Genomic DNA, 9,763 nt, shown 5'->3' with positions numbered 1-9,763 from the left:
ACTCCGTCCCCCCCGCCGTGCTGCCCGTCCCTGCTGCCGGGGTGCCTAAGCATTCGCCGTGCCGCCGCTCCTCCGCGACATATTCCCCTTTGATATCAGTGCCTTGCGCCATCCCACCCCGCAGAACGACCCGGGCTGTGGGCTCGGAGCCGGAAAAAACTCCTGACCCTTCGGGGCCCCGGCCTAACGTGTGACAGCCTTGTTGACGGGATGATGGAGGAACCCGTGCGCCTTCCGGTCGCCGCCGCACTGCTCAGCCTGGTCGCCTGCTCCGAATCGACCGAAGGCACCACGCCGAAACTCGAAGGCCTCATCAATCCGTTGCAGCGGCTCGTCACACCCGCGCACGTCTGCAACGCCGGAGGCGGCGTGGACGGATGGCGCCTGGAGATCATCGGCAGCCGCTTCACCCCCGTGCCTCGCGACGCGCTCACCGACACACCCTCCGTGGAGATGCCGCAGGTCTCGCTGAGCGGCCCGAGCGACTACACGCTTCCCGAGGACCGCGTCTTCTTCGCGCGCACCGAGCTCATGCGGATGGACCTGCCCACCGCCGACAGCAAGCCGTGGAAAGTGCTCCCACCCGGCAGCTATCGCGTCGCCGTGACCAACCCCCTCGGCGGCACCTCCGAGCTCGAGGACGCCCTGCGCGTCGTGCCTCCGCCGATCATCGATCGGGTCATCGCGCCCAATGGCTTTCTCTACAACGCCGCCAGTCCCCTCATCATCGAAGGCAGCGGCTTCCGCTCGGACGCGCTGCCGAGCATCGTCCTCCGGCGCGAGGGACAGGCGGACCAGCCTCTCTTCACGCTCACCGTCGTCTCCGACACGCGCATCGAAACCGAGGTGCCACCCGCGACACCGGAGGGGTCCTATTCGCTCACCCTCAGCAACCCCGAGGGCTGTTCCTTCACGCCGCCCCTGCCGCTCAACGTCGGCTACAGGAAGCTGGGCCCCCTCGTCGTGTCGCCCTCGAGCGGTCCCGCCACGGGCGACACGGTCATCACCTTCACCAACCTCCATCACAGTGGCATGGAGCCCTTCACGGACGGCGCCCACGACGTGTACCTCGTCGCGCCCGTGAAGACGGATCCCAGCCAGACGGTGAACATCCCGCTGTACGGCGTGAACTACGTCTCCCCGACACAGCTCCGGGCCACCGTGCCCAACTGCTCGGGCTTCGACCCGCGGCCCGTCACGGATCCCTCGTGTCCCGGCGGCGTCGTGCCCGGCACCTATGGGTTCATCGTCGCGGACTCCACCGGCGCCTACGCAACCGTCCCCGCGTCCTCTGGCTTCACCGTCTCCCCATGAACGCCCTCGCCCTGCTCGCGGCCGCGGCGCTGGCCGCCGCCCCCTCCTCCAAGAAGGACAACGGAGGCCCCCTCTTCATCGCGCCCAAGGTGGGCTTCATCAAGCCCGTCACGTCGCTCGGCGGCGACCTCTTCCTGGGCGGAGAGGTGGGCTACCTCATGCCCTTGCTCCAGCGGCGCCTCGCGCTGGTGCTGGAGGTGAACTACTACCGGCCCTCCATGTCGGGGACGCTGCGCGGACCCCAGTTGGACAACCTGGGCCAGCCCATCGAGGCGCCGTACACGCTCGCCGAGCGCGAGGTGGCCATCCAGCTGTCCGCCGTGTTCCGCTTCCCCCGCGCGTTCGGGCCGCTCACGCCCTACGTGGGCGCGGGCCCCGGCCTGTACCTGCACCGCGCGACGGTGGAGTCGTTCGACAGCACCACGTCGGAGAGCGGCGGCGGGCTGGGCTTCCAGGCACTCGCGGGCGTGGAGCTGCCGCTGGGTCCGGGCGGCGCCTTCCTGGAGGCGAAGTACCACTTCGCTCCAGTGGACTTCCTCACCACTGGCGACGTGAACGCGGGCGCGGTGCTCGCGGCCCTGGGCTACCGGCTGCGCCTGTAGTCGCGCGGTGGCTCAGGCCCGTCCCACCGGCGGGCGCAACATCCGCAGCAGGTGCTGGGCCAGCAGGTCGCGCGTGGCCTGGAGCACCGAGCCCATCAAGTAGTGCAGTGCCTCCGCGGTGTCGCCGTGGGCTTCGCGCACGCGCTCGGAGCGGCCGTCGAAGATGCGCAGCCGGCCGGGCACCAGCGAGATGACCGGCAGCGACGGGTGCCGCTTGCGCAAGAGCCCCAGGAACAGCGGGTGGTCCTCGTCCGGGCGGCGCAGGTCCACCACCACCAGCGCGGGCTTGTTCTCCGCGATGGAGGCGAAGGCGTCATCGGGCTCGCCCGTGGCGGACACCTCCACGTCCGGCTCCGAGTCCAGGAAGCGGCTGAGCAGCGCACGGGACGCCGCATGCGGGCTGACGACCAGGACCCGCATCAGCGCGCCAACGCCAGGAAGGACGCGGGACTCCAACCTGCGGGCGGTACAGGGCGAACAGCGGCGGTGCGGGTCCAGGGCATAAGTGGAGCAGGTAACGCCCGGCCACCCCTCAAAGCAATCCGCCCTGCGTCCAGAAGGCACGCCGTGCCGCCAGGCAGCCAATCGTCCGCGCCCGTGGCTTCTTCCGGCCGCGCGGGCCAGAGTGGCGGCGCGCCTTCCAACCCGCTACTTCCCATCCCGCGCGAGTCTCCCCCCACGTCGGTTCCCCTCAGAGTCCCGAGCGTCCGCCATCGAGCCCCTGCCCTCCCCCCTCACCGAGCTGCACTACGACAGCGGCACGCTGGTGGCCCCGACGCTGCCCGACGACGAGCGCCTGCACGCGCTCTTCCAGAAGGACGGGCGCACGGGCGTCTTCCGAGCGCCCGCGCTGCACTACCGCGACGTCGTCCTGCGCCTGCGCGAATGCGGGCTGCCCTACGAGGACCGCGCGAAGCGCTTCGAGCCGGCGGAGCTGCCCCTCGCGGTGCCCATCGAGCCGTTTCCGCATCAGCGCGCGGCGCTGGACGCCTGGACGCGCGCGGGAGGCCGGGGGCTGGTGGAGCTGCCCACCGGCGCGGGCAAGACGCTGCTGGCGGTGCTGGCCATCGCGTGGGTGAAGCGGCCCACGCTGGTGGTGGTGCCCACGTTGGATTTGATGGCGCAGTGGCAGGGCGTGCTGGCGAAGCACTTCGCCACCCCGGTGGGCATGGTGGGCGGCGGCGTCAATGACCGTCAGACGCTGACGGTGACGACGTACGACTCCGCGGCGATGCAGATGGAGTTCACGGGCAACCGCTTCGGCCTGCTCATCTGCGACGAGTGTCACCACCTGCCCGCGCCCAGCTACCGCTTCATCGCGGAGGGGACGCTCGCGCCCTACCGGCTGGGACTCACGGCGACGCTGGAGCGCGCGGACGGCGGCGAGCGCGTGTGCGAGGAGCTCCTGGGCCCGCTGGTGCACCGCACCGGCATCGACGAGCTCCAGGGCCAGTACCTGGCGCCCTACGAGGTCCGCCGCATCGAGGTGCCGCTCACGCCCGACGAGAAGGCGCGCTACGACGAGGCGCGAGGCCGGTACATCACGTTCGTGCGGAAGCTGGGCGTGCCGCTCGCGTCGCCGGAGGGCTGGGCGCGCTTCCTGGCGCAGAGCCAGCGCAGCGACGAAGGACGCGCGGCGTACCGGGGCTACCGGGAGCAGCGCCGCATCGCGCTCACCTCCAGCGGCAAGCTGGACGCGCTCTGGAAGATACTGCTGGAGCACCGCGAGGACCGCGTCATCGTCTTCACGGACGACAACGAGACTGTCTACACGCTGGCGCGCAGGCTGCTCCTGCCCGCGCTCACGCACCACACGCCGCTGCCGGAGCGAAAGGCGCTGCTGGCCGCGTTCGCCAGCGCGGAGCTGCCGGTGCTGCTCACCTCGCGGGTGCTCAACGAAGGCGTGGACGTGCCGGACGCGCGCGTGGGCGTGGTGCTCAGCGGCAGCGGCAGCGTGCGCGAACACGTCCAACGCCTGGGCCGCATCCTGCGAAAGCGCCCCGGCAAGCGCGCCCTCTTGTACGAGGTGTGCTCCGCGCAGACGGCGGAGAGCGGCATCAGTGAAAGACGCCGGCAGCACCGCGCCTACCAGGAGCCGGAGGGCCCTCCCAATGCTGACGCGTGAGCTGCTCGCCTCGCGCGTGCGCGAAGGCATCCTGCGCCCCTCCTTCGTGAAGACCCACGACCCGTCCCTCCAGGCGCTCGCGAAGGAGCTGCTCGCGGACGCGGAGTCCTTCCGGGGCCAGAGCCGCGACGACGTGGAGGAGGCCTTCAGCCTCAAGGCCGGCGCGTTCAGCCGCCCCAAGGTCGCGCGCGGACTGGTGAAGCTGCTGCTCGACCGGCTCCTCTTCGACGAGGCCGGTGAAGGCGCCACGGAGGCGCGCTGGCGCACGCTGCTCGTGGGCGCGAAGGTGCTGCGGACCCTTTCGCCGGACACGACGCTGGAGGCCTACGAAGCGCGCCTCACCGAGGCCCTGGACGCGCCGCTGGCGGACACGCGCGAGGCGCTCTACTCGGACCTGCCCGGCAACCGGAAGCTGCTCGGGTGGGAGGGCGAAGCGCTCACGCAGCAGGGGCTGCTGGACCGCTACAACCTGGCGCTCGCGCAGGGGCCGCTGCTCAACGCACGGCGCCTCACCCTGCGCGCGCGGTCGCCGGAGCTGCTGCGCGTGCGCAAGCTGCTGCGCTGGTTGAAGTTCTGCCGGCTGGTGGCGGAGGTGCGGCGCGACGGCGAGGACTGGTCCCTGGAGGTGGAAGGTCCCGGCGCCATGCTGGCCCTGCAGAAGAAGTACGGCCTGCAGCTCGCGAGCTTCCTCTCCGTGGTCCCCATCCTGGAGCGCTGGGAGCTCTCCGCGGTGCTGGAGGACGCGCGCAAGCAGTCCACGCTCCAGCTCTCCCACGAGGATCCGCTGGTGTCCCCGCTGCCCGCCGCGCTGGGGCACGTGCCGCCGGAGGTGACCGCGCTGGCGGAGGGCTTCGAGGACGCCGCCTGGGAGCTGGACCTGACGCCCCTGCCCCGCCACACGGGCGCCGCCGGCCTGTGCGTGCCCGACCTCACCTTCCGCCACCGGAAGACAGGCCAGGAGGTCGCGCTGGAGCTGTTCCACCCATGGCACGCCGCGCCGCTGTCACGCCGGCTGGCGGAGCTGCGCGCGCGTCCGGACGCGGGACTGCTCCTGGGCGTGGACCGCGCGCTGGCGAAGGAGCCGGCGGAGCGGCAGGTGCTGGAGGATCACCCGCAGGTGGTGCTCTTCAACGGCTTTCCCTCCGTCCGGAAGCTGCGGGAGCGGCTCGCGCGATGGGACGGCGCGGCGAAGGCCGGCTGAGCACCGGAGCGCCTTCAGCTCCGGGGTTTGAACTGCGAGGCCAGCACGCTGAGGATGCGGATGGAGCCCCGGTCCAGCTGCTTCGCGCGGCGCAGCAGCCGGCGCAACTCCGCGGACTCGCCGTAGTCGGACGGAGGCTCCGCGGCCCACTTCACGTCCTGCGACGGCTTGAGCCCCAGCGCCTCGTCCGCGGAGATGGACAACACCACGCACAACCGGCGGAAGGTCTGGATGCTGGGCAGCATGTGGCCGCGCTCCAGGCGCCCGTAGACCTCACTGGCGATGCCGATGCGCTCCGCCACGTCCGCCTGGGTCAGGTTCAGGCGGGTGCGGGCGACGCGGGCCGCGCCTCCGAGCCGGGATGCGAGGGTCTTTTCCATGGGGTCGTTAACCTACCGGGTTCGCCCATGTCGATATGACTTGAGAGGTTGGCTTCCAAGAACTTCCGGGGTAGGCTTTTCGCGACACAACCTCTTGCGTCTAGCTTGGTCGCACCACCCATTGCCTTCATGCGAGAGCCCTCCAGCCCACCACCCAGCTTCCTCTTCGTGGACGCGGATCCGCGTGCGCTGGCCGCGCTGCGACGGCTCTCCAGGCACCTGCCCGGAGACAAGCGCTTCGCCCTGGGCATGCGCGAAGCGGAGCGGCTGATGGTGGAAGCGGAGCCGTCCGTGGTGGTGTGCGGCTACGGCCTGCCGGATGGTGACGGGCTGTGCCTGCTCACGTGCGTGCGCGCCCGGCATCCGCGCGCCGCGTGCGCGCTGCACACCACGCATCCCCCGTCGCGCGGGCTGCGGGAAGAGGGCATCACCTGGATGGACCGCGCCGCGCCGCCGCAGCAGGTGCTGGCGCTCCTGGCGTCGTTGAGCTGACGGCGAGCTGACGGCCGGGCGTTCCCATGGCGTGCGCGGCGGGGAGCGTTAAGGTAGGGCCTTCCCCACGCACGCCATGAAGCTCTACGCCATCAGCGACCTGCACCTGCGGCACAAGGAGAACCACGAGGCGCTGGCCGCACTCGCGCCACGTCCGGACGACTGGCTCATCGTCGGCGGCGACGTGGGCGAAACGCTCGCGGACATGGAGCTGATGCTGCGCACGCTCACCGCGCGCTTCCGCCAGGTCGTCTGGGTGCCGGGCAACCACGAGCTGTGGACCATGCCCTCCGAACAGCCTCCGCTGAAGGGCGAGGCGCGCTACCTGCGCATGGTGGACCTGTGCCACCGCTACGGCGCGCTCACGCCGGAGGATCCGTATCCGCGCTGGCCCGGCGAGGGCCCGCCCCGCGTCATCGTCCCCATGTTCCTGGGCTACGACTACACCTTCCGCCCGGACACCGTGCCCGTGGACAAGGCGCTGGAGTGGGCCTGGGAGGACGACCTGATGTGCACGGACGAGGTGCTGCTGCATCCGGAGCCCTACCCCACCCGTCAGGCCTGGTGCCACGCGCGCGTGGAGCGCACCCGCGCGCGGCTGGAGCGGCTGCCGCCGGAGTGCTCCACCATCCTCATCAACCACTATCCGCTGCGCTATGAGCACGTGCGGCTGCCGCGCATCCCGCGCTTCTCCATCTGGTGCGGCACGCGCCTCACCGAGGACTGGCACACGCGCTACCGCGCGGAGGTGGTGGTGACGGGGCACCTGCACATGCCCTCCACCCTGTGGCGCGACGGCGTGCGCTTCGAGGAGGTCTCGCTGGGCTACCCCATGCAATGGCGCCACCGGGGCGGCCTGGAGCGCTGCCTGCGCGAGGTCCTTCCCGGTCCGCGGACGCCCACCCCAGCGCCGTGACGTCGCGAGTCACCGCTCGACGCGGGCCGCGTCCCACCCCGCGCGTTTGACGTTGCGGAGCTCGCGGGCGTGTAGTTGCAGGCCATGCCCGAGCCCTCCTCCGCCGGCCCCGTCGAACTCTCCGAGCGTGTGCACCTGCTGGACGCCCTGCGCGGCTTCGCGCTGCTGGGCGTCTTCGTCTCCAACAGCCTGAGCTGGTTCAGCGGCCGGCAGCTCCTGCCGAGTGAACAGGCACAGGCGCTGGCCGCGCCCATGCTGGAGACGGTGGTCCGCCAGCTCTACGCCTTCTTCGTGGACCAGAAGTTCGTCACCCTCTTCTCCCTCCTCTTCGGCCTGGGCTTCGCGCTGCAGATGACGCGCGCGGAAGGGCGGGGCACGTCCATCGTGCCGGTGTACCGGCGCCGGCTGCTCGTGCTGCTGGGCATCGGCCTTACGCACATGTTCGCGGTCTGGGTGGGGGACATCCTCAGCACCTACGCGCTGGTGGGCTTCGTGCTGCTGCTGTTCCGCCAGCGCTCGGACAGGACGGTGCTCACCTGGGTGGCGGTGCTCTTCGTCGTCCTGCCGCTCACGCTCTCCATCGCGCAGCGCTTCGGCCCGGAGCTGCTGCACGGCAAGGAGGCCGCGGAGCAGGCCGCCAAGGCCACGCGCGAGGAGGAGGACGCGCACCGCGCGGCGTTCCTCACCGGCCTGTCGAGCGAGTCCGTGCTGACGTCGCAGAAGGCCAACGCCCTCTTCGCCTGGCAGAACCTGCCCAATCCGGGACGTCCCATCTGGCTGTGCATCATCCTGGGCCGCTTCCTGCTGGGCCTGTGGGCCGGACGCCAGAAGCTGCTGGAAGACGTGGACCGCCACCGCAAGCTGCTCGTGCGGGTGATGGCATGGGGGCTGGGCGTGGGCAGCGCCGCCGCCACCCTGTCGTTGGTGCTCTATCTGAGGAACCGGGGCGCCCCCGGGGGCCCCGGCGGGCAGCTCAACCCGCCGGTGTGGATGGTGGGCATGCGCACCCTGCGGGAGGTGGGCTACCTCTTCATGGGCTGCGGGTACGCGGCGGCCTTCGCGCTGATCTTCCAGAAGGAGCGCTGGCGCAAGGTGCTGGGCGTGCTCACGCCCGCGGGCCGCATGGCGCTGACGCTCTACCTCATGCAGTCGGTGATCAGCATCGGGCTGTATGACGGCTGGGGCCTGGGGCTCGTGGGCCACACGCCGCCGTCGCGCACCGTGCTCATGTGCCTGGGCGTCTTCGCGGCGCAGGTGGCCTTCAGTCACTGGTGGCTGGCGCGCTTCCGCTTCGGCCCGGTGGAGTGGCTGTGGCGCTCGCTCACGTACGGCCGCCTCCAGCCCATGCGCCTTGCCACTGCCGGCGAGGCGCGCGCGGCGCACTGAGCTGTATCAAGAGAGGGGGCGCGTGATTTGACGCTGCCAAGGGCGCCAGCGTGTAGTGCCCGGCATGTCCGAGTCCCCTTCCGCCGGTCCCATTGAAAGCGCGCAGCGCGTCCACGCCCTGGACGCGCTGCGCGGCTTCGCGCTCCTGGGCGTCTTCATCTCCAACAGCCTGAACTGGTTCAACGGCCGGCTGCTCCTGCCGAAAGAGCAGGCCCTGGCGATGGGCGCGCCGCCGCTGGAGCTCACGGTCAATTCGCTCTTCGCGCTGCTCGTCGAGCAGAAGTTCGTCACCCTCTTCACCTTCCTCTTCGGCCTGGGCTTCGCGCTACAGATGACGCGCGCGGAAGGGCGTGGCGCCTCCATCGTTCCGGTGTACCGGCGCCGCCTGCTCGTGCTGCTGGGCATCGGCCTTACGCACATGTTCGCCATCTGGATGGGCGACATCCTCACCACCTACGCGCTGGTGGGCTTCCTGCTGCTGTCGTTCCGCAAGTGCTCAGAGAAGACGGTGCTCGTCTGGGCGGCGCTGTTCCTGTTCGTGGTGCCCACCGTCTTCTCCATCGGGCAGCGGGTGCTCCCGGTGATGCTGGACGGCGCGGCGGAGACGGAGCGCGCCCAGAAGGCCACGCGGGAGGAGGAGGCGGAGCGCCGCGCGGCGTACCTCGCCGGGCTGTCCAGCAACTCGGTGGTGACGACCCAGCAGGCCAACGTGGCCTACGGCTGGGCCAGCATCCCCAACCCCAACCGCCCGGTGCTGCTGTCCATCATCCTGGGCCGCTTCCTGCTGGGCCTGTGGGCCGGGCGCCGGGGGCTCTTGCAGGACGTGGAGCGCCACCGTCCGCTGCTGCGGAAGCTGGCCGCCTGGGGACTGGGGGTGGGCGGCGTCATCGGGCTCGGGGTGCTGGCGCTCAACCTCGCGTACCGGGGCGTACCGAGCCTGCCGGGGTGGCTGGTGTGGATGCGCATCCCGAAGGACGTGGGCATCCTCTTCCTGGGCGTGGGCTACGCGGCGGGCTTCGCGCTGCTCTTCCAGAAGGAGCGCTGGAGCAAGGTGCTGGGTGTGTTCACGCCCGCGGGCCGCATGGCCCTGACGCTCTACCTCATGCAGTCCGTGCTGAGCCTGTGCGTGTATGACGGCTGGGGCCTGGGACTGGTGGGCCGCACGCCGCCGTCGCTGTCGTTGCTCCTGAGCGGGGCCCTGTTCGCGGGACAGGTGGCCTTCAGCCACTGGTGGCTGGCGCGCTTCCGCTTCGGCCCGGTGGAGTGGCTGTGGCGCTCGCTCACCTACGGCCGCGCCCAGCCCATGCGCCTGGGCCCCGCCGCGGCGCCCGCGGTGAACTGAAGCGG

10 protein-coding genes are annotated in these 9,763 nt (G+C 71.0%); 8 read left to right on the top strand and 2 right to left on the bottom strand.

Annotated features, from left to right (window positions below; translation table 11 throughout):
• The first annotated feature begins 225 nt into the window (after positions 1-225).
• Complete coding sequence (locus D7Y21_RS22740; protein WP_147469352.1) at positions 226-1,314, top strand: hypothetical protein; 1,089 nt, start codon at positions 226-228, stop codon at positions 1,312-1,314.
• Positions 1,311-1,916 (top strand): outer membrane beta-barrel protein, encoded by a 606-nt coding sequence (locus D7Y21_RS22735; RefSeq protein ID WP_120561672.1) that lies wholly within the window; start codon positions 1,311-1,313, stop codon positions 1,914-1,916. Before D7Y21_RS22740 ends, D7Y21_RS22735 begins: the two co-directional genes overlap by 4 nt.
• A gap of 12 nt (positions 1,917-1,928) precedes the next feature.
• Here the strand turns inward: D7Y21_RS22735 and D7Y21_RS22730 are convergent, their stop codons facing one another.
• The gene (locus tag D7Y21_RS22730; protein ID WP_120561766.1) at positions 1,929-2,339 is read right to left on the bottom strand and encodes a response regulator; all 411 of its coding nucleotides are present in this window, start codon (positions 2,337-2,339) and stop codon (positions 1,929-1,931) included.
• 298 nt (positions 2,340-2,637) lie between these two features.
• Here D7Y21_RS22730 and D7Y21_RS22725 point away from each other — a divergent pair, with 298 nt between their 5' ends.
• On the top strand, positions 2,638-4,041 hold the full coding sequence (locus D7Y21_RS22725; RefSeq protein WP_120561765.1) for a DEAD/DEAH box helicase: 1,404 nt from the start codon (positions 2,638-2,640) through the stop codon (positions 4,039-4,041).
• On the top strand, positions 4,028-5,242 hold the full coding sequence (locus D7Y21_RS22720) for a DUF790 family protein (RefSeq protein ID WP_120561671.1): 1,215 nt from the start codon (positions 4,028-4,030) through the stop codon (positions 5,240-5,242). Before D7Y21_RS22725 ends, D7Y21_RS22720 begins: the two co-directional genes overlap by 14 nt.
• Before the next feature lie 14 nt (positions 5,243-5,256).
• On the opposite strand, the gene D7Y21_RS22715 is transcribed toward D7Y21_RS22720, so the two are convergent.
• On the bottom strand, positions 5,257-5,622 hold the full coding sequence (locus D7Y21_RS22715) for a helix-turn-helix transcriptional regulator (protein WP_120528580.1): 366 nt from the start codon (positions 5,620-5,622) through the stop codon (positions 5,257-5,259).
• Between the two features lie 129 nt (positions 5,623-5,751).
• Between D7Y21_RS22715 and D7Y21_RS22710 the strand changes: the two genes are divergently transcribed.
• The 4 genes from D7Y21_RS22710 (at position 5,752) to D7Y21_RS22695 (ending at position 9,758) form a co-directional block, all read left to right on the top strand.
• Positions 5,752-6,114: a response regulator transcription factor gene (locus D7Y21_RS22710; RefSeq protein ID WP_120561670.1), complete on the top strand. Its 363-nt coding sequence runs from the start codon at positions 5,752-5,754 to the stop codon at positions 6,112-6,114.
• Between the two features lie 76 nt (positions 6,115-6,190).
• Positions 6,191-7,030: a metallophosphoesterase gene (locus tag D7Y21_RS22705; RefSeq protein ID WP_121715661.1), complete on the top strand. Its 840-nt coding sequence runs from the start codon at positions 6,191-6,193 to the stop codon at positions 7,028-7,030.
• Positions 7,031-7,114: 84 nt separating this feature from the next.
• A complete protein-coding gene (locus D7Y21_RS22700) occupies positions 7,115-8,416 on the top strand; it encodes a DUF418 domain-containing protein (protein ID WP_121715659.1) in 1,302 nt (433 codons plus the stop codon).
• A 64-nt stretch (positions 8,417-8,480) separates the two neighbouring features.
• A complete protein-coding gene (locus D7Y21_RS22695; protein WP_121715657.1) occupies positions 8,481-9,758 on the top strand; it encodes a DUF418 domain-containing protein in 1,278 nt (425 codons plus the stop codon).
• Positions 9,759-9,763 lie beyond the last annotated feature (5 nt).

The sequence above is a fragment of the Corallococcus sp. AB045 genome, assembly GCF_003668895.1.
GTDB lineage: Bacteria > Myxococcota > Myxococcia > Myxococcales > Myxococcaceae > Corallococcus > Corallococcus coralloides.
The sequence above is the reverse complement of the archived record's forward strand: the minus strand, read 5'-3'. Positions and strand labels throughout refer to the sequence as shown.

What these genes read in the sequence shown, in the direction of transcription:
- D7Y21_RS22710 (WP_120561670.1), top strand. Translation starts at nt 5,752, where the DNA reads ATGCGAGAGCCCTCCAGCCCACCACCCAGCTTCCTCTTCGTGGACGCG.
- D7Y21_RS22695 (WP_121715657.1), top strand. Translation starts at nt 8,481, where the DNA reads ATGTCCGAGTCCCCTTCCGCCGGTCCCATTGAAAGCGCGCAGCGCGTC.
- D7Y21_RS22705 (WP_121715661.1), top strand. Translation starts at nt 6,191, where the DNA reads ATGAAGCTCTACGCCATCAGCGACCTGCACCTGCGGCACAAGGAGAAC.
- D7Y21_RS22700 (WP_121715659.1), top strand. Translation starts at nt 7,115, where the DNA reads ATGCCCGAGCCCTCCTCCGCCGGCCCCGTCGAACTCTCCGAGCGTGTG.
- D7Y21_RS22720 (WP_120561671.1), top strand. Translation starts at nt 4,028, where the DNA reads ATGCTGACGCGTGAGCTGCTCGCCTCGCGCGTGCGCGAAGGCATCCTG.
- D7Y21_RS22735 (WP_120561672.1), top strand. Translation starts at nt 1,311, where the DNA reads ATGAACGCCCTCGCCCTGCTCGCGGCCGCGGCGCTGGCCGCCGCCCCC.
- D7Y21_RS22715 (WP_120528580.1), bottom strand. Translation starts at nt 5,622, where the DNA reads ATGGAAAAGACCCTCGCATCCCGGCTCGGAGGCGCGGCCCGCGTCGCC.